Origin of the sequence: Lederbergia ruris, assembly GCF_018332955.1 — a bacterium.
Taxonomy (GTDB): Bacteria; Bacillota; Bacilli; order Bacillales; family Bacillaceae_C; genus Lederbergia; species Lederbergia ruris.
The window spans coordinates 24,025-43,737 of sequence record NZ_BORB01000033.1 but is presented as its reverse complement, the minus strand read 5'-3'; the positions used below and the strand labels follow the sequence as shown (position 1 = coordinate 43,737).

General features: G+C 37.9%; 20 protein-coding genes. 11 read left to right on the top strand and 9 right to left on the bottom strand.

What is annotated here, in order from left to right; translation table 11 throughout:
• Positions 1–333 precede the first annotated feature (333 nt).
• The 3 genes from KI363_RS16325 to KI363_RS16315 form a co-directional block, all read right to left on the bottom strand.
• Positions 334–993, bottom strand: coding sequence for a DUF6320 domain-containing protein (locus KI363_RS16325; RefSeq protein WP_158323819.1), 660 nt, complete (start codon positions 991–993; stop codon positions 334–336).
• 5 nt (positions 994–998) lie between these two features.
• Complete coding sequence (locus KI363_RS16320) at positions 999–2,255, bottom strand: acyltransferase (protein ID WP_158323820.1); 1,257 nt, start codon at positions 2,253–2,255, stop codon at positions 999–1,001.
• A gap of 133 nt (positions 2,256–2,388) precedes the next feature.
• Entirely contained in the window at positions 2,389–3,291 is a 903-nt protein-coding gene (locus KI363_RS16315) for an alpha/beta hydrolase fold domain-containing protein (protein ID WP_158323821.1), read from the bottom strand.
• Between the two features lie 299 nt (positions 3,292–3,590).
• Here KI363_RS16315 and KI363_RS16310 point away from each other — a divergent pair, with 299 nt between their 5' ends.
• Both KI363_RS16310 and KI363_RS16305 read left to right on the top strand, forming a co-directional pair.
• The gene (locus KI363_RS16310) at positions 3,591–4,583 is read left to right on the top strand and encodes an LLM class flavin-dependent oxidoreductase (RefSeq protein WP_212966990.1); all 993 of its coding nucleotides are present in this window, start codon (positions 3,591–3,593) and stop codon (positions 4,581–4,583) included.
• A 306-nt stretch (positions 4,584–4,889) separates the two neighbouring features.
• Positions 4,890–5,075, top strand: a complete 186-nt coding sequence (locus KI363_RS16305; RefSeq protein WP_212966989.1) for a hypothetical protein — start codon at positions 4,890–4,892, stop codon at positions 5,073–5,075.
• Positions 5,076–5,219: 144 nt separating this feature from the next.
• On the opposite strand, the gene KI363_RS16300 is transcribed toward KI363_RS16305, so the two are convergent.
• Positions 5,220–5,483, bottom strand: a complete 264-nt coding sequence (locus tag KI363_RS16300) for an AbrB/MazE/SpoVT family DNA-binding domain-containing protein (protein ID WP_212966988.1) — start codon at positions 5,481–5,483, stop codon at positions 5,220–5,222.
• On the bottom strand, positions 5,470–6,024 hold the full coding sequence (gene fic, locus KI363_RS16295) for a protein adenylyltransferase Fic (protein ID WP_212966987.1): 555 nt from the start codon (positions 6,022–6,024) through the stop codon (positions 5,470–5,472). The genes KI363_RS16300 and fic overlap by 14 nt, the downstream gene beginning before the upstream one ends.
• A 531-nt stretch (positions 6,025–6,555) precedes the next feature.
• Between fic and KI363_RS16290 the strand changes: the two genes are divergently transcribed.
• Both KI363_RS16290 and KI363_RS22100 read left to right on the top strand, forming a co-directional pair.
• Positions 6,556–7,503 carry an SLC13 family permease gene (locus tag KI363_RS16290; protein ID WP_246516910.1) on the top strand — a complete coding sequence of 316 codons (948 nt, stop codon included), beginning with the start codon at positions 6,556–6,558 and terminating at the stop codon, positions 7,501–7,503.
• The gene (locus KI363_RS22100; protein ID WP_246516913.1) at positions 7,481–7,849 is read left to right on the top strand and encodes a transporter permease; all 369 of its coding nucleotides are present in this window, start codon (positions 7,481–7,483) and stop codon (positions 7,847–7,849) included. Before KI363_RS16290 ends, KI363_RS22100 begins: the two co-directional genes overlap by 23 nt.
• A 114-nt stretch (positions 7,850–7,963) precedes the next feature.
• On the opposite strand, the gene KI363_RS16285 is transcribed toward KI363_RS22100, so the two are convergent.
• Positions 7,964–9,742: a PrpR N-terminal domain-containing protein gene (locus KI363_RS16285; protein ID WP_212966986.1), complete on the bottom strand. Its 1,779-nt coding sequence runs from the start codon at positions 9,740–9,742 to the stop codon at positions 7,964–7,966.
• Between the two features lie 171 nt (positions 9,743–9,913).
• Here KI363_RS16285 and KI363_RS16280 point away from each other — a divergent pair, with 171 nt between their 5' ends.
• From KI363_RS16280 to KI363_RS16260, 5 genes are all read left to right on the top strand, one after another.
• Entirely contained in the window at positions 9,914–11,149 is a 1,236-nt protein-coding gene (locus KI363_RS16280) for a four-carbon acid sugar kinase family protein (protein ID WP_212966985.1), read from the top strand.
• A gap of 12 nt (positions 11,150–11,161) precedes the next feature.
• A complete protein-coding gene (locus tag KI363_RS16275; RefSeq protein WP_212966984.1) occupies positions 11,162–12,319 on the top strand; it encodes an iron-containing alcohol dehydrogenase in 1,158 nt (385 codons plus the stop codon).
• Positions 12,320–12,464: 145 nt separating this feature from the next.
• Complete coding sequence (dapA, locus tag KI363_RS16270) at positions 12,465–13,361, top strand: 4-hydroxy-tetrahydrodipicolinate synthase (protein WP_212966983.1); 897 nt, start codon at positions 12,465–12,467, stop codon at positions 13,359–13,361.
• Positions 13,362–13,373: 12 nt separating this feature from the next.
• Complete coding sequence (pdxA, locus tag KI363_RS16265; RefSeq protein WP_212966982.1) at positions 13,374–14,399, top strand: 4-hydroxythreonine-4-phosphate dehydrogenase PdxA; 1,026 nt, start codon at positions 13,374–13,376, stop codon at positions 14,397–14,399.
• A 445-nt stretch (positions 14,400–14,844) separates the two neighbouring features.
• A complete protein-coding gene (locus tag KI363_RS16260; protein WP_212966981.1) occupies positions 14,845–16,023 on the top strand; it encodes a sialidase family protein in 1,179 nt (392 codons plus the stop codon).
• A gap of 133 nt (positions 16,024–16,156) precedes the next feature.
• On the opposite strand, the gene KI363_RS16255 is transcribed toward KI363_RS16260, so the two are convergent.
• Positions 16,157–16,621, bottom strand: a complete 465-nt coding sequence (locus tag KI363_RS16255; RefSeq protein ID WP_212966980.1) for an Hsp20/alpha crystallin family protein — start codon at positions 16,619–16,621, stop codon at positions 16,157–16,159.
• Positions 16,622–17,005: 384 nt separating this feature from the next.
• Between KI363_RS16255 and KI363_RS16250 the strand changes: the two genes are divergently transcribed.
• Positions 17,006–17,929 carry an Rpn family recombination-promoting nuclease/putative transposase gene (locus KI363_RS16250; protein WP_212966979.1) on the top strand — a complete coding sequence of 308 codons (924 nt, stop codon included), beginning with the start codon at positions 17,006–17,008 and terminating at the stop codon, positions 17,927–17,929.
• A 219-nt stretch (positions 17,930–18,148) separates the two neighbouring features.
• Here KI363_RS16250 and KI363_RS16245 read toward each other — a convergent pair whose 3' ends face one another.
• Together KI363_RS16245 and KI363_RS16240 are read right to left on the bottom strand one after the other, a co-directional pair.
• Positions 18,149–18,367, bottom strand: a complete 219-nt coding sequence (locus KI363_RS16245) for a DUF2922 domain-containing protein (protein WP_158323823.1) — start codon at positions 18,365–18,367, stop codon at positions 18,149–18,151.
• A gap of 33 nt (positions 18,368–18,400) precedes the next feature.
• Positions 18,401–18,619 carry a DUF1659 domain-containing protein gene (locus tag KI363_RS16240; RefSeq protein ID WP_158323824.1) on the bottom strand — a complete coding sequence of 73 codons (219 nt, stop codon included), beginning with the start codon at positions 18,617–18,619 and terminating at the stop codon, positions 18,401–18,403.
• A gap of 338 nt (positions 18,620–18,957) precedes the next feature.
• On the opposite strand from KI363_RS16240, the gene KI363_RS16235 reads away from it, so the two are divergent.
• Positions 18,958–19,701: a hypothetical protein gene (locus tag KI363_RS16235; RefSeq protein ID WP_212966978.1), complete on the top strand. Its 744-nt coding sequence runs from the start codon at positions 18,958–18,960 to the stop codon at positions 19,699–19,701.
• Positions 19,702–19,713: the final 12 nt, after the last annotated feature.

The following is a 19,713-nucleotide window of genomic DNA, read 5'->3' as shown; positions in this document are numbered from 1 at the left end:
AGATAAAGGAAACACGGCGACGAAGGAGCCGATGTTGACTTATCGTAGGAAGAAGGCGTAAATTTGCTAGTCGCTGGGCGCTGGAGCCAGACGTCAATACCCACTATTAGAACTTATCCACAAGCTAAAATTTTATAGTACGGCTAAACCGTAAAAAAAGGAGTACCTCCCCAAAATGTCAAAATGAGTAAGTAACAACACTAACTCTAAGACTGGAGGAAGACTCCCTATGACTAATATACGACAAGTGGTATTTTACTAGTTTTTGGGCAACAATTTGTATGACATAAGCCCCCGCTTTGAAGTACTGCTTTCGTACATATATTTTTATTATTAGAAATGGAACCTCCGCACAATTTCATTCTTCATCGTTTTCTCTGAAAATAGGATCATTCCAATTAGCGTTAGCAGAGCGTATAAGGCCGTTGCCGCACTTGGCCATAACACCGTTGACCAGGAGCTTAGAAAAAGAATGACGGGAAGAAAGCCTAAAATAACCATTGTGGTCAAATAGCCGATGTATTCCCGCCATTTCATCGGTTTTCGCAGGACAATAATGGTTACAAACAGAGTAGCAAGCATAACGAGAAAAGGAATAACGTAATGGATCGACCATTTTGAACTTCCAGATGCAGCATCCAGGATAAAAAACATAATGGAAAGGGCAATAACTTGAAAAATGACTTTGGAACCAGTGTGTGCTTTAGAGAGGATTGTATGATTAATCAATAATAAACCGTATAGTACGGGACCTAATACATACAAGAACCATAATTTATTCGGTTCAGTTAATAAATTGATTAATAAGCATGTGCTAATAACGAAAGTCGCAATAAATAAGACGAGCCGCTGCGCAAAGCGACGTCTTTGTACTTTGGTTTCATAGACAGGATAATATGTGTGATCTGCCAATTTGTCAGACAGCTTGCGTTTACATAACGGACAATATTGTTGTTTTGTATAGGTATTGCAATTGGAGCAATAATGTTGCATGGTTTTCACCTACTGTCATTGGAGTATACTTCTATCTCCAAATTATATGTCTTGGAAAGCTCTCGAAAGAAAGTACGGATAATATCCGCTTCTTGTATCATTCTTGCAAATGTGATAACGAGTTCATCCCCTACCGCGATCATCCCCGCGTTGATTGGGCTTTTCTTTGTCGGGTATAGAACCATTTCCATATGAGAAATATGTGATTCCATTGAGTCAGGAAGTCGTACTTTCCCCATATTTGTCAGGGTCATCGCTTTGGTCCGTTCACTGAAACTCCTGTAACCATACCGAATCGCATGGTATTTAAGCGGGAGCGGAATAAATCGTGCTGCCAGTCTCGTTTGCCATTTCACCCGATCATTAATACTTTGCTGCAAGCTTTCCTTTTGCACTTTCTCACGCAATTGCTTCGATGTTTCTTCGATCATTTCTTCTAATGTCATCTTCTCTGTCACAGACATGCCGATATTGACAACACCGAAAAAATTGCGCAGGGTATTGGAAGGGAAGAGACTCCTTAAGTTAACGGGGACAGCAATCTTTATCTCCTCTTTATATGCCCGATACTGTAATCTTTCTTTATAGATAGCCGCAATTAAAATAGCAGTGACAAAAGCGGTAATCGTTGTTCCATACTCTTTCGCAAGCTGATGCACTTTACTTGCGCTCATTTTTCCATGGACAACAATCGTTTGATCCAGGGAAGTGCCGCGAATCTGATAAGAAGGCGTTTCTTTGAACTTCTCAGCCTTTTCATCTGTCCCATAGTTTTGGTAACTATCATCTCTTTCATAATAGCTTGGCTGACTATGGATATCGATTAATGTACTTTCATAGTTCACGTCTTCTCCAAGATGTGATAGATAATAAAAAATGAGCGCTTTTATAAATTCCAAAGCCCCTGTCCCATCTGTTACAGAATGGAAAAATTCCACAGCAATCCGCTTTTTATAATAAATAACACGCAATAAGAACCCATTTGTTTCTAACGGATCAATTGGTGCGCATGGATATTGACTTTCAGGCTGAACAAAAAGTTTTTCATTATTATCTACAAGAAAATCCCAGAAAACTCCTTTGCGAAGCTTTACTGCGAAAATAGGGAGGCGTTTGAGAACATCGTCCAACGCAAGTTGAAGTTTAGCCGGCTGTACTGTTTTCTTCATTATTGCAGCAATCCGGAAGACCGCAGAATTTGTTTGCTCCGATACAGCATGAAACATTTTCCCTGCATTATCAAGTTTGTACCATTCCTCCATCTGTTGAACACCTCTGTATATACTGATTTTGCCTGTACCCTATTTTACCTTATATTTGCTCTCGATTCATAATTAAGTCTTATTTTACCAACAGTACGATTATATTTAAAAATGACAAGAGAGTGTTATCAATTTACATATTTTTTATGATATTCACGATTTTCTCAGTAGCCTTTTTTGCCTCTGGAATAGGGTATAGCACAAAGATATGATTCATTTTCGGATATTCAAAATAGTTCATTCTAGCCCCTTTTGATACAGCAATATCTCTGAACTTTCTAGCATCGGGTAAAAAAACTTCATGTGTTCCTATGAATAAAGTAATTTCCCCCAAACCTGTTATCTTTCCATTTATTGGACTGAGTAGATAATGATTTGGGTCAGTGTCTCCTGCATAGGCTTTTCCCATTTGAATCAAACCATAAATTCCTAACATTGGATCTTTATGTTCCAATGCATAAGCATCTGGATTTTTCATCGTAATATCAAGCCAAGGTGAAAATAAAATGATATGCCGGGGTTGTGGTAACCCCTTTTCTAAAAGCAATTGTGCTAACGCTAATGCAAAGCCTCCTCCAGCAGAGTCACCCATCAAGATCATATTTTCCTTATCTGAAGCTTCTAAAATCCATTCATATAGCGGAAGAACTTTATCAAAGGACTCTTTATATTGATGATTGGGTGCCTTAGGATAAATGGGAACGTATATTTTAATCTTAGTTTCTTTTGCGATTTTCCTAAGAAAATTCCAGTGGTATATCGATGGTTGTTTTATATATCCTCCCCCATGCAAATAAAGTATTGATTTTTCTGAAGAAGTGCTTTCCTGATTAAAAATATAACAGTCCATTCCAGCAAACTGCTGTTTTTCAATATCAAACTTTCTCTGAATATATTTGGGCAAGTTATAAGGCTTTTCATTTTCAATTTGTTTTGTTTTTAAAAATTCAGCGTATAATTTTTCATCAGTAAAGCTATCTTTATTACTCAGTCGTTTGAGTAAACGTTCTACAATCCAGCTTCGAATACTTCTCATATTCGTTTCCCCCTTCCTCCTCGCATGTCATACAGTGTCTAACATACCTTTAACAATATAGAAGTTTTAAGAAAACCACCACTTGCGCACTTTGACATTGGACAAGCGGTAACGTTTCTTCGTTTTATCAAAAAAATCAGGTGACCTCTATGATAAGCTTCTCGTTAGCGACGTACAAACTTAAACGCTTCTGAAATGAATTTATTATACTTTCTTCTTTTAGAAGCACAATTATTGATAAAAAAAACAGTTGTGCCTTTTAATAGTTAAACAAGTTATTAAAAAAGGATTGATAAAGGATGAGATTAAGTGTATTAGACCAAGCGCCTATATCAAAAGGAGATAGCCCCGAACAGACATTACAACATACGTTAGAGCTAGCTCAATGGACAGAAAAGCTTGGCTATCATCGATATTGGGTTGCAGAACATCATAACAGCAATGGACTTGCCAGTTCTTCGCCTGAAATTATGATGACAAGAATTGCTTCAGTAACAGATCAGATTCGTGTCGGCTCTGGCGGCATCCTTCTACCACAATACAGTCCGTATAAAATTGCTGAAAATGCAAAGACATTAGCCGCGTTTTTTCCAAACCGTATTGATATTGGTGTAGGTAGTTCCCCAGGCGGTTCTCCACTAACAAGATCCGCATTAACAGATAACCAAAATAAAAGCCTCCATGATTTTCCCAGGCAGGTTGCTGATTTACAGGGATTTTTACATAATTCCTTACCACGTGACCATGCATTTCGGCTGGTAAAAGCGGGACCACGAATAGAAAATGTTCCACCTCTTTGGATGTTAGGATTATCGGAACGTTCAGCTAGAAATGCTGCAGACATGGGACTTGGCTTTGTGTTTGGTCATTTTATTAACCCAAAACATGGAAGAGAAGCACTAAAAACGTATCATGAGCATTTTTCCCCTTCTGTAAGCATGAAAGCAGCTCAATCTATCGTATGCATTTTTGTTGTTTGTGCAGAAACGGAAGAAGAAGCGGAGGAATTGGCATTAACCCAAGATAAATGGCTGCTCAATGTTGGGAAAGGTTTAGGTACGAAGGTACTACCAAAAGATGATATTCGTAAGCATGCTTTTAATGATGAGGAATTAACCATTATAAAGCAAAATCGTAATCGATGCATTATCGGAACACCTAAAATAGTCAAGGAACAATTAACGAATTTACAAGACGTGTATCAAACAGATGAATTCATGATCATTACGAATATCTTTGACTTTGAAGCAAAGAAAAAATCGTATCGTTTACTGGCGGAAACGATATTTTAATAAAAAGTATGTAGATTACAGCATCCATATTGCCTAAAGGGTTGGAAGTTGAAGGGTTTATTTTAACTGACCAACCAAAGAGTATGGATTATCACTCCCGAATTGTTAGAGTAGTTGGACAGGCACCAGAAAGCACTGTTCATACGTGTATCAAACGAATCCATACTTTTTTTCTTTAGAATGATTAGAACTACAGTTTGTGTGAATAGGAATTGATTACCTGGAAACCATGATTTGACGGAAAAGGATGCTAAACAGGTCTCGTAGCAAATTGAAATGACCTACCCGGAAGGGAGTGAAGTCATCGTGACACTGGCTGAGAGATATATGGAAAAAGGCAAAGCGGAAGGAAAAGTAGAAGGGAAAATAGAGGGGAAAATGGAGGTTGCAAAAAACCTAATTGTGAAAGGCCTATCTACAAACGATATTGTAGAAGTTACTGGACTTGACGAAAAAGAAATTAATAAAGTAAAACAGCAAATGCTTCATTGAAATTGCATATTCCCCTGCACCCTAATAAACGAAGTTCTTTTCCTTCAATTCATACACCATGATACACTAAGGCTCATTCCACTCCCGGGAATGAGCCTTATATTTTAGCTAATATCAATGGTTGTAACCATTTTGTCGACAATCTTATAACTCTTCCTTTCCCATCGGTTTGCCGAAAAATTTCTCATAAAGATTTTCACCATCACATTGAGTCAATATATCATCCGATGTTGGCTTTCCCTTTGTTTTTAACTCGATTCCATTTTTCATATCACGAATATACAACTCTGTACCTTTTACAATGCCATACTTATCCGCTAATCTAAAAGGTATGCGAATATCAATACTGTTGGCCCATTGCTGTATTTTACTTTCGAAACAAGCATCGCCTTTTTTATAATTCCTCAATATTGTATTCGGAATATCCCTCGTAATAGTAACTTACGTCTATTCCCTTCATAAATATTTCTCTATCATTAATTTTTTCAGTCAAGACTTCTTTTAAGATATGTTTCATTTCGATATCTTTCACTGGACTGCGTTCCATAGCCATTAGATAGTCTTCTTTATCTACCAAATTCCAATCGATAACCTTTTGAATTTCAAACTTCAGCATCAGATCAAGCCAAATTCTAGTGCTTCTGCCATTACCCTCACGGAATGGGTGAGCGATGTTCATTTCAACGTATTTTTCAATAATCTTGTCAAAGGAGTTTTGAGGCATCTTGTCGATATAATCCAAAGAATGTTTTAGATGCATAGCTGAGGCAAATCGGAAATTTCTCTTGGCTATATTCACATCACGCATTTTCCCAGCAAATTCATAGATATCTTCAAAGAGATAGGTATGAATTTCACTTAAGCCTTTATAAGTTCCCACTTCAATAGAATGAATATCACCTGAGTCAAAGAGTTGTTTCGCTTTTTGCTTCGATATTTTTTCTTCCATTCATTGTTGGAATTTAATGGCGAATGACGATCTGGGAACAGTTTTACCTTTGTTACAATTACTTCGCCACATTCAATTGTGTCCGGATCTACGTTCTGGCAAAACTCCCGCGTTTTTGTAGATCCAAACACACTTTGGGTCTACGTTTTTGCATTTCCTCTGCGATTTCGTAGATCCAAACAGACTTTTTTGATTTACATACAGCTTCTGTGCGTCCTCCACTAATTTCAGCTAATTTATCTCGTTTCTTTTAATTATTTTTGAAAATGCCTCTAAAGAGAGAAATCGTTAACAAATGAAACGAAATGAGTCTATTTTTTTGAAAAGAGCTTATTTTTAACGAAAACGTTTCAAAAAGAAACAAACCGTTTTTGGATTTCCTTATGTAATAAACTAAAATGAATTATTATTTACCTATAAAGCGTTTGCAACTAAAAAGCTTTTTTAGAAGAAGAAATGGACTTTTACATTATTTTAATAGCATAGCTATGTTATTTTCGTCTAGGTTATGAAAGAGAGGAGAAAACAACAATGACATTCGAAATGATTCTCGCCCTTAGTATCCTGATCCTGATGATTGTCATGATCATGTCAGATAAATTGCCCTTTGGTGCCCCGCCACTCATTGCTTCCCTTTTGTTGGTAGTCACTAATTTGTCCACTGTTCAGGAGGCTTTCGCAGGTTTCGTGAACCCAACTGTTGTCATGGTCGCCGGTTTCATGGTGGTGATGGCAGCACTTATGAAGACGAACTTGATTGGTAAGGTTCAGTCTTCTATGATCACTTTAGTAAATAAAGGTGGTTACAAGAGCTACGTTCTTCTGCTTGTGGTAGTCATGCTTGGTGCCAGCCTAGCAGGCACCGGTTCAACTGGGTACTATGTACTCATTCTATCTTTGGTGTCTACTATCCCTTACAACAAAAAAATGCCTACATCTAAGCTGATGATGCCTTTGGGATTTGCTACGAACCACCCTTTAATTCCTTTCAATGTAGCACTCCTCTACGGTGTGACGATCAGCGTACTAGAAACTGCAGGTTATACGGATGGGCTTTCCATGGCAAAATTTGCAGTGGTCAATTTATTCCTATCTCTTGGTTTCCTAGCATGGAGTTTGATTGCTTATCGTCTTTTGCCCGATCATCCCATTGCGGAATTTTCTGAAGGTGAGAAGGAGACAGAAGAAGCTGAAGCTGAAACTGAGACTATGCCCAAATGGAAAGAGTACGCCACTATTGCTGCCTTTATCATCAGTGTTGTTGGTATGATGCTTATGAACCAGTTGGGGAATGCTGCCTATGTCATTCCTGGGCTTGCCGGTGCCTTTTTGCTAATCATCCATGTACTAGACTTCAAGGAAGTTCGCGATAATATGGGAGCACCTGTCATCCTAATGATGGCTGGTGTAATCGGTGTAGCAGATGCTCTGGCAAACTCTGGGTTCACAGCTATGATTGGAGACGGCTGTTGCGGATAAATTAGGTACCAATATCAGTCCATTCATGCTCATTTTCATCTTCGCACTTCTAACTAGCACCTGTGCTACTTTTACTGGTTCAAATATGGGTTCTGTATTCATCTTTGCGCCAATCGCTATTGCAACTAGCATAAGCTTGGGACTTAATCCTGTTGCTGCCGCAATTGCCGTTGTAGTATCTGGCTGGAACGGCGGGTACATGCCAGTCGATGGTATGCCTGCTATGATCTTAGGTATGGGGAAATATAAGCTGCCACAGTTCTGGTTATTCTCCGTACCTATGTACCTAGTCCGTATTTTTGCACTAAGTGTAGGCGCTGTAATTATGTTCCCAGTACACGGATAATGTGGTAGAAATAACTATTACGAAAGTTGTAGTAAATTTTCAATCAAAAATCTACAACAAAAGAAACACACCCAGTACACTCATGCTTGTCATCTGGGTGTGTTTTTCCTTATGCTAGTCTGATTTAAGATAACGCCATAAAGTTGTTCTACTTATCCCTAATTGATTAGCCGTTTTCGTTTGATTGCCATTGTTCTGTTCAAGAACAGCGGTCACAATTTCTTTTGTGTAGTCGAAAAGTGTCTTATCTTCATTCAGATGCTGCATTAGATTTGCCTTAACATTGGAAAGCGGTGTTTCAACCCTTTCCTGCTTTAAAATTTCAATCACTTGATATTCTGAAATATAGTATGAAGTAGAATTTAACACTAACTTTTTAATCGTTCGCTCTAATTGGTCGAAATTTCCGGGCCAATCAAAGTGGAGTAATTCTGTTAAAGCTTTAGGATTAAATCCCATCACTTCCTTGTTACATTCGATATTAATTTTATTGAGAAGCAGGGTGATGATACTAGATAATTCATTTTTTCTTTCTTTAATAGAAGGTGAATAAATACTACTACAGTCCAATTGTGTCATGATTTGATTAAAAATTTGTTTGTCTTCATCCGCACCTTTTGTACTGTAGGTAAATAAAACATTATTTTTTTGTAGTAACTTAATGTCATTAATAATCGTTAGCAATTTTTCCACATCTTGAATACTTGCTTGTTCAATATCTTTAAAAAGTAACGTATTGCCCATTTCTACCAAAGGGCCATTAGAAGAATTGACCAAGTATTTCCATGTTCGCTCATTGATCAGTTTCGAATTAATCACAATTAAATTATTCGTATGATTTTTTTGCTTAAGATAGGCTGTATAAGCTAAGCTCGTTTTGGCCGTGCCACTTTCACCAAAAATCATCATTGCGTTATAATAAGAAACTAATTTTTCTATCTGATTTTTAGAAGATTCTTGGATAAAAGAGGTAAATAAAAGTTTTTTATTGATGATTTCTTCTATTTCTGTTTTATTTAGGTACTTCACACCGAAGCTGTTGTTTATAAGGGGAGGCGTTGAATTTTTAACTTCACAGAGGAAGTAGTTTTGATCTAAATGTAGTTGTTTGGTTTTTAAATGGTACACTTGTGTATTATATGTGTGGTAGAATTTCTGTTCCCCATTCAAATTCCCTTTCATTGTCAGAAAATGACTAATCGATTTTTCCAGCTTTGGATCAATATTTGAAAAAATAGTTGTGAGCTGCTCGTCCAAGATGATCATTTTCTGTGATTGCGCATTGAAAGAAGCAGTCAATAATTCATTCTTTTGTTTAATATTTTTAAGGTCATGAACGAGTGAAATAGCTTGTTGATAGGCATGTTTGATACTCTCAAATCCGGATGTAATTAGGATGGCATTGATGGACTTATTTAGAGCAATTTTATGGGTAACAGCATCACATAGTACCATTTCGTAATTCTCTTCTTTTAATTGGTTTAAGGCGGCTTCAGGACTCAAAGAATGATCTAAGGTGATAATTTTAATATTATATTGCAAAATATCACAGATAAGATGCGCCGTTTCTGTAATACTGGGATATCCTACAATCGCAAAATTGCCAGCATAGTTGTTCGCCAGCTTGATCGCCCCTAAGATATCATAAACTGAAATCGATACATCGATCACGGGAATGGAGACGGATTGATCAATCAACTTAGCTGTCCCCCCTCTAGAGATAATCGCATCATAATTTCCTAGTGATAATTGAGAAACTAATTGTTTTCCTTCTTCTAAATCAGCCGTATAGATCTCAATATCGATTTCCTCAAATTGTTCACCAACAATGGTCATAGAGTTATTTAATTCTTCATAAGGTGCAATCCCAAGTAATTTAATTTTTTTAGTCATAACTCTACCTCCTAAAGATGTTTCATTTGTAAACAATTATAGTATAAAATGAAATAGAAGAACAGAAATGCGAGCTGTTGTTTCAAAAAGGAACAATTAGTTTGTGGCTGAGGTTCCTTAATTTTTAGTATAGCGATAAAATGAACTTAAAAGTAATAAGGAGGTGAGCTGATGTTGAAACTATTGGTAATCGCTGATGATTTTACGGGAGCTTTAGATACAAGCGTTCAGTTTGCGAACTTAGGTGTGAAGACCTTGGTTACAACAGATAAAACCATTAACTACCAATTACTAGAAGATGATTTGGAAATTTTAGTGATTGATTCGGAAAGTCGTTATCTGTCATTCACCGATTCCTACAATATTATAAGTGAGATCATTAAAAAAGCAAAGAAACACCAAGTGCCCTTTATCTATAAAAAAGTTGATTCCGCCTTGAGAGGGAATATTAGCAGTGAAATAAAGGCTGTTTTGGATCATTTTCCGGAAAAGAAAGTTCCTTTTATTCCAGCTTTTCCAAAGGTAAATCGAATTGTTCGTAATGGAAATCTTTATATAGATGGACAATTGGTTTCAGAAAGTGTATTTGGCCAAGATCCTTATGAACCTGTTACAGAAAGTAATATTCAAAAAAGACTCCAAGATGAGGCTAATATCGATAGTCAATTAATTCGTGATGATCAGATCAATGAAGTCAGCCATAATTTGTTGTTATTTGATAGCGCAACCGACGAAGACTTGTCGGAAATTATGACGGTGTTAAAAGAAAAAGGACTTTCAGAAGTTATCGTTGGATGTGCTGGTTTTGCAAAGATATTTGCGAATGCAATTTTTCCAAATAGGGAGCCTCAGAAAGCGGTCATGAAGGCACCACTAATTGTGATTTGCGGTTCCGTTAATCCGATTACTAAACAGCAAATTGAGTATGCTGAAATGAAACAATATAAGCGTTATTCCTTAAGTCCTCATCAACTTTTAGAACCTGATTATTGGGAAAGTGCAGAAGGCCAGGAATGGATTGCAACTTATCATCAAGCGATTTTGGAAAACGATTTAATCATTTTTGATACACTTAGCGCTAAAACGATAAATGATTTAACTCATTACGGAGAAGTACATGGAATTTCAACTTCAGCATTTCGTTTTCGAATCGGCCAGTCTTTAGGTAGTTTGTCCAAACAATTATTAGAAAGAAGTATTGATCAAACCCTATTATTTACTGGTGGTGATACTTTGTTTCAGTCGATGCAAGCCTTAAAGATTAATCAAATTAAACCACTTTATGAAATGAGTCCAGGGGTTGTTTTATCAGAAATCGTTTGGAGAGATAAACCGGTTCAAGTTATAACTAAATCTGGTGGTTTTGGGAATAAAGAATTATTTGTAGATCTTATAATGATGAACTAGGAGGAAAAACAAATGCTAGTAGACTACAGTTTGAAAATGCCAAAAAATATTTTTGCAGGCGAACATGCTTTGGAACAATTAGAAACGATTCTTTCAAAAGATATGAAAAAAGTTGTTATTTTTACTGATAAAGGTATTTTGGGTGCTGGTTTGATCGAAATCCCAAAACAAATTCTAGAAAGTAAAGGCATCGATTACAGCATCATTTCTGAAATTCCAGCAGAACCTAACTATCATCAAGCACAAGAGATGATTGATCAATTTAAAAAAGAAAATGCTGATTTCATCATTGCTGTCGGTGGCGGTAGTGTCATGGATGTAGCTAAATTAGCTTCAATCTTGGCAACAGACGCCTACACAGTGAAAGATTTATTGGACGATCCCCTTCTTGCTAAAAAACAGGTGACAACATTGATGATTCCAACAACTGCAGGAACTGGGTCAGAAGCAACACCAAATAGTATCGTTGCGATACCAGAAAAAGAGCTAAAAGTTGGTATTGTCAATCCTGAAATGATTGCCGACTTTGTCATTTTGGATGGTCGTTTGATTAAAAAATTGCCAAAACCAATAGCAGCAGCAACAGGAGTAGATGCCTTGTGCCATGCTATTGAATGCTTCACTTCAACTAAGGCTAATCCAATTAGCAATACATTTGCCTTGGAGGCACTTGACTTAATTATGAATAATATTATTGAAGCTTGTACAAATCCAGAAGCACTTGAAGCTAAAAATAATATGTTACTTGGTTCATTCTATGCAGGTGTAGCCATTACCTCTTCAGGTACGACCGCAGTTCATGCCCTTTCTTACCCACTTGGCGGCAAATATCACATTGCACATGGTGTTTCAAATGCGATATTGTTGACACCAGTTATGCGTTTCAATGAGCCAGCTATTAAAGAAAACTTGGCAAAAGCATATGATCGTGTAGTAAGAGGTGGTAATCCTGATTTGTCAGTAGATGAAAAATCAAAATACATGATTACAGAATTCGAAAGAATTGTCGAACTTCTTGAAATTCCAACAAGCCTAAAAAAATTCAATGTGCCTGAAAGTGAATTAGAGGTATTGGTGGAGGCTGGTATGCAAGTGACTCGTCTGTTGGTTAACAATATGCGTGAAGTGACACCTGATGACGCAAGGAAAATTTATTTAGAAGTGCTATAAAAGAAGGTTCGAAAAGTTATCAACGGATAAGTTGCGAATCTCAGCGTCACTCGGTGTCTCCGATCCTCGAACATCGAGTTCCTTGATCTTCTCGCTTTGCGATTCGTCAACTTTTCGAACATGCATTATAAAGGAGGAAGCCCATATGGTCGAAATCAAAGGGATTATTTCACCAATTATTACACCAATGAACGCTGATGAGAGTGTGAATTATGATGAATTAAGAGCTCAAATTGATCGCTTAATAGAAAATGGTGTACACGGTATCTTCACTTTCGGGACAAACGGTGAGGGTTACATCCTATCTGAAGATGAAAAAGTTAACATTATGAAAGCGGCTGTTGAGCAAGTGGCCGGTCGTGTCCCTGTTTATGCTTCAACTGGTTTGATTAGCACAGCAGATACCATTCGTCTTTCCAATAAAGCAAAGGAAATCGGTGTAGATGTCTTATCCATTATCACACCTTCATTTGCGGCTGCCTCACAAGATGAACTTTATACACATTTTAAAACAGTTGCGGAAAATGTGGACCTGCCAATCGTCCTATATAATATACCAGCACGTACAGGGAATGCGATTGCTCCTGATACAGTCGGTAAGTTAAGCAAAATTGAAAATATTATTGGTGTGAAAGATTCTAGCGGCAACTTTGATAATATTCTTCAATATATCGAACAAACCCGTGATCGTGAATATTTTTCCGTCTTATCTGGTAATGATTCTCTCATTCTATGGACTTTATTAGCAGGCGGAACTGGTGGTGTGGCTGGCTGCTCCAATGTTTATCCATTCACCATGTCACAAATTTATGAACAATTCCTTAAAGGTGATATTTTATCGTCACGTACCTATCAAGACTCGATTCGTTCATTTAGAAATTGCTTCAAATTTGGTAACCCAAACACGATCGTCAAGTATGCTGTTGCTGAATTACGATTCCCAGTAGGTAAATGTCGTACACCATTCAATCAACTTTCAGAACAAGGTTTTGAAGCACTTCGTCAAGTTATTGCTGAAAACAAAGCCAAGGGAATGAAATAAAGGAGGCAAACCATGAAAAAAAGAATTGGTATTACTCTAGGTGATCCTGCTGGCATCGGTCCGGAAATTTCAATCAAAGCACTTGCAAAGCCTGAATTGTATGACCGTTGTCACCCATTACTGATCGGTGATAAATCTGTGATTGAATTTTATCTCGCCAAACATCCTGAGTTAGATTTAAAAGTAAATGTGATTGAAAATCCTCAAGATGGTCTTTATGAATATGGTACGATTGATTTGGTTGATTGTGGAATTGTTAAGATGGATCATCTCCAAATTGGTGAAGTTTCCGTAATGGCCGGAGATGCCGCTTTCCAATATGTCAAGAAAGTGATTGAACTAGCACTTGATAAGAAAATTGATGCGACGGTGACAAATCCACTTAATAAAGAAGCGATAAATGCTGCAGGCCATCACTACGCAGGCCATACAGAAATTTATGCTGATTTAACAGATACTGAGAAATATACGATGATGTTGGCTGATGGGAACTTGCGGGTTGTTCATATTTCAACGCACGTTTCCCTACGCGAAGCCTGTGAGAGAGCAACAAAAGAGCGTGTGTTAGATGTTATCCGCATTGCGGACAAGGCTTGTAAAGATTTAGGTATTGAAAATCCAAGAATAGCTGTTGCTGGTCTGAATCCTCACTGTGGTGAAAACGGCCTTTTTGGTACAGAGGAAATTGAGCATATCAATCCAGCGGTAGAAACAGCTAAAGCAGAAGGAATCAATGCTTTTGGTTCATTACCTGCGGATACACTTTTTTCTAAAGCTAACGGCGGAATGTATGATATTGTTGTTGCTATGTATCATGATCAAGGCCATATCCCGTTGAAATTGCTCGGTTTTGTCTACGATCGAGAAACAGCTTCTTGGAAGGCTGTGCAAGGAGTAAATATTACTTTAGGTTTACCCATTATCCGTACATCTGTTGACCACGGAACAGCCTTTGACCAAGCAGGTAAATGGACAGCAAGTGAACTTAGTTTAGAAAATGCGATTGATTACGCTATTAGACTCGCAGAGAATGCATAATAGAGGTTGTTCAAAAATGAGGAGCAAAGGCTAAATTCACGACAACAATCGCCACGCCTTTGTGACCTGCTTCCTGCAGGCCTCCGGCAAAAATGACACCGCCGACATATCCCGTGGAAGTTCGTTGGCTTGTTTCCGCACTGCTCATGTATCAGGATAAAGGATCTTCTACTAAAAGCGTCCATGTCCTGCGGGTAACGTAGAAGTCAGTACATCCTGTACAAGTCCACTGCTCGAAACTGCCCCCTCGAATGCACAGGATGTGCTAGTGTCGGCGTTGCTGACAGGACGTCAGCGTAGTCGCCGAAGGGTCCTTTTTACCGCACTATTAGAAAGTGCGTCTAGATTATGATTATGAACGTTTTAACTGTTTATTAAAATACCAATCCATTCTAGCAAACATAGATAAAGCGATTGCAGCTATACAATGAGAGGAGACTATATAATGACAAAATTACCGAGTGTTAGAGTTTCTGAACCAAATGGAGTTGTTTACCGTGATGAATTCTTGGATATTGATTTTGCGTTAATCCCTACAGGTGGAGCAAAAACAGCACATGCGCCCGCTTTAATTGAAACAACTGATGGAGGTTTGCTCTGTGCGTGGTTTGCGGGTAGTTTTGAGGGTAGTGGTGATATTTCTATTGCTGTTTCCAAGCTAGATCCAGACACACAAATTTGGTCTCACCCAGAAATCGTATCAAAAGGTGAAGACCGGAGTGAACAAAACCCAGCATTTTTCAGAGCACCAGATGGCCAAATTTGGTTGATTTATACATCACAATTGAGCCGTCAAGAAGGCAAGGACAATATGCAGTTTACGTCCATCATTATGGTTCAAAAATCAAATGACGAAGGACAAACATGGGGAGAGCCTGAAGTACTCTTTTCAGATGAAGGAACGTTTGCCCGTCAAGCTATTCAAATTTTGAACAATGGTCGTTGGATTTTCGCAACATGGCTTTGTGAAGATTCGGCAGAAGGATTAACTAATGATCCTACCGAATTCCGCATATCTGATGACCAAGGTCATACATGGAAAAAAGTGAGAATGCCAGAAAGTAATGGCCGTGTTCACGCAAATGTTGTCGAAGTGGAACCTGGGCATTTAGTAGCCTTTATGCGCAGTCGTTTTGCGGACAATATCTATATGAGTGAGTCACATGATTTTGGTGACACTTGGTCAGTGCCGGAAAAAACAGTTCTTCCAAATAATAATGCAAGTATAAGTGCAATAAAACTACAATCAGGTGAAATTGCTGTTGCCTATAATGTAAATGCAACTCACAACCCAGAGTTTGGAAAGGTTGCATGGCCTGGTTTGAGAAATCCCGTTGCCGTTTCAATTTCTGAGGATTTTGGGCAAACATGGCCAATTGGACGTGTATTTGAAGCGGCGGAAGGATTTATTGGTGCAGAAAACAAGACAAACAATGCGCAGTATGAATATCCGACCTTGTACCAAACGAAAGACGGACAATTGCATCTTGTTTATGCATATAAAAATAGACTTTGCGTTAAATACGTGCGTTTCTCTGTAGACGATGTGTTTGGTGAAAAACGGGAGACGGTTGGTCTTTACAATCCCACGTCAGGCCAGGGTGTTGAAATTGAATCTGAGTAAATAGATCTGTCGTTTTCTATCCTGACTGAACCTTTCTTTTCCGGGATTAAGAAATACTATATTCATAGGTAACGTCCCCCCTTTTCATAAACGACCACCTGCTGAAGCAGGTGGTCGCTCAAGGGGTACAGCATTACTCAATTTCAACTTTACGTGTGTTCTTGTTATCAGTTTGTTCTTTCGCCACAATGATTTTCAACAATCCATCTTGCATCTTTGCACTTATCTCGTCGGGTTTAGCATTTTCCAAATAAAGGGAACGCTGCATGGATCCATAACGTCTCTCTTTGTGAATATACGTGTTGTCCTCGTCTTTTTCTTCAATACTTTCATTCCTATTGACAGCTATAGAAAGTCTGCCATCATCGTTAAAACTGATGTCAATATCCTCTTTTTTTATACCCGGAAGTTCAGCCTCAATCAAGTATTCATTGTCTGTTTCTCTTACATCAACCTTGAAGTGATCCATAACGAAATTTCTCCTAATAAACGGAAAGTCACTAAAAGCCTCATCAAAGAAGTCATCAATCATGTTGAAAGGATTCTTAGCACCAACAACATTTCTATTTTTCCTGTTGAACGGAATCAATCCAGCCATCATTAACCTCTCCTTTTCTTAGTATTGGCTATTAGCACTCAACTAAGAAGAGTGCTAATTTCTACTTTTTAATATACCACTTTTACAGAATCTTAAACATAATGCACTAAAGGATAGACATAACTACGAATATAAAGGTATTTTTCCCCTCTTTTCGAATTATGTATCGTTAAGAAGGATGCAGAAAAGAAAAAGGTTCTTAATTTAAAACAAAATAACCCGATTGCTTAATAAATCTCATCTAAAATCATAAGTAAAGAGCAATAGGTTTTTAACGAGCTTAAATACATATGATTATTCGCTTCATCCAATGGAAATCACGGTGTATCCGGTGTATAATAATCGTAATAAAGGGAATAAATACAGACCGGACGTGAAGATACGATGAAGCTGCAAAATCCGCATGATACTTTTTTCAAAGAAACATTTGGAGATGCCGAGGTTGCAAAGGATTTCCTGAATCACTACCTGCCGAATAGCTTGATGGATGTGGTTGATTTGCATTCCTTGGAACCGCAGAAGGACAGCTTTGTAGATAAAAACTTGGATGAAAGTTTCTCTGATTTACTGTTTAAAGCAGTTATACAAGGAGAAGAAGGATATTTCTATTTTTTGTTTGAGCATAAGAGTTATCCAAGCAAAGGCATTGCCCTACAGTTACTGAAATATATGATTGCGATTTGGGAAGCGAAAACGCAAAAAGAAAACAACTGGGAATTACCCATTATTATCCCACTTGTCATCTATCATGGAAGGGATAACTGGCAGAAAGTAAAAAAATTGGGCGACATGATGAAAGGATATGATCATTTACCAGAAGAAGTACAGGTCTATGTTCCGAACTTTGCATATCTGCTTTATGATTTTTCCCCTCATTCAGACGAAGAAATAAAAGGTGAGGCCATTCTGAAAATATATCAGATGGTAGTGAGAGAAATATTTAATCCGAACAATCAGGAATTAGTGCAATCAATCATGAAGGCACTGACATTTCTTAGGGAAATTAAGAATAAGGAAAAGGGAATTGATTACCTGGAAACCATGATGCGATATGTATTTAGCACCGGAAAGAATTTGACGGAAGAGGATGCCCAGCAGGTTATGAAGCAAATCGAAACTACGTACCCGGAAGGAAGTGAAGTCATCGTGACACTAGCAGAAAGATATATGGAAAAAGGCATGGAAAAAGGTAAAATGGAAGTTGCAAAAAACCTAATTGTGAAAGGCTTATCTACAAAAGATATTATAGAAGTAACCGGACTTGAGGAAAAAGAAATTAATAAGATAAAAAAGCAAGTGCTTCAATGAGGTGCCTGTCTCTAAAAGATGACAAGAGCCGGAAATCCAATCTCACTGATAAACATGATTATCATCTCCTTATCTGTAAACGTCTAAGAATTTTATTAATTTTTCAACCACCAACTCCCTCAGACATTACACTTCATTAAAAATAAAATTTTTTCTCCTTCAATTTATTCACCATAAAGCACTAAGGCTCATTCCACACACGGGAATGAGCCATATATTTTAGCTAATATCAATCGTTGTGACCGTTTTGTCGACGATGCGTGCTGATTTTGCTTCCGTTAATGGATTGCCGTCTGTGTCAAGGAAAATGTCAGCAGCTAAAATCTCGTCCATCGCGTCCTTAACTTGTTCCGCCTCGATCGGATCAACTGGTTCGTCAACGGTAATGCGAACATTTTTCCCTTCTTCTGATGAAAAATTTAATTCTAACACCTTCATGTACTCACCTCCCTTCTACCAAAATGCCCGCGATTACTCGCCGATTTGGTACGTATCATTGCGCTCAATGTTCCAAAGTGGCTGTGCTGATAAGGACCCAATTGCATCTGCAGCCTGATAGAGCTGATCTGCTGATGCTTGAAGACGAATCCGATTGAATGTCTTCGTTTTATAGACGGGCTTATTATCCTCGTCCAACCCATAATCAAACACAAGCTTCATTTTGGATGCTTCTAAAATTTCTTGTGCCATGTTCTCGCCCCCTTTCGCTCTCTATATAGAGAAGAACCGAAAAAAAGGCTACCTTGTTTGAAGATTTTTAAGCACGAACAAAATCTTATGCAGAGTTAAAACACAAAAATAAAAACGACACTAAAGACATTTTCGTTCCGAATCACTTGTATCACTCGATGAAATAAATTTGCGCCACTCGAACAGTAGCACCACTCGCCCTTAGAGTAGATCACTTTGCCCTCCTCTTTAAGTTCTTGATCTTAATAAGCATTTAAAAAACATAATAAAAAAATAATTATTAAATAAGGTGTCCTTTTGTGTCGATCGCATCTATATGAGGGATAGGAGGGATGAAAATGCAGAAAATTACATTTGGCAAAGAGTTAGCAAAAACGATTGGTTTGAATGAAAGTATTGTATTGGAGACACTTTACGAACGTGTTGAAAAAGAAGGAACCCCTTTGAACGGACGGGTGTGGATTGAGCGTACATATAGAGAATGGCAAGAAGATTTTCCATTTTGGTCAATCGCAACTATTAAACGGATTTTTTCTTCTTTAAAAAAGCAGGGCCTTATCGTTATGGAACAGCACGGGAAACACCGCTATGATCGGACAAATTGGTATGCCCTTAGTGACGAGGGACGCCATTATTTTGGACAAGAAAAGATTGTAGAAGAGGAAACACAGGTTGGGGAAACGGGGAACATTCAAGACAAAATAACCATTGTCGAAAAACAACTAAAGAAATTGCGCTTTTTCCCACTTCAAACCTCACAGAAAAGTGAACTAGCTCATGTTTGCAAAACCTTTTCGCTCGAGCAAATCTCACAAGCCTTAGAAGCAACAGCTGAACGTGCGATTTTCGCTTGGAAATATGCGTACAAAATTTTATTAACCAATCAGAAATCCTCAGCCAAGCCGAAGCGGAGAATCATTCGTACAGAAAAGGTACCAGACTGGTTTCAACAGGAAAAGCATAAAGACGCGGCTGAGATCACACAGGAATGGAATGAAGAAACACTCGCAAAAAGACGGCGATTACTGGAGATTCAGGGAAAATATCAACAACAAAAAAAGACTACCTTTTCCCTTGCTTAGAGAAAAAGTAGC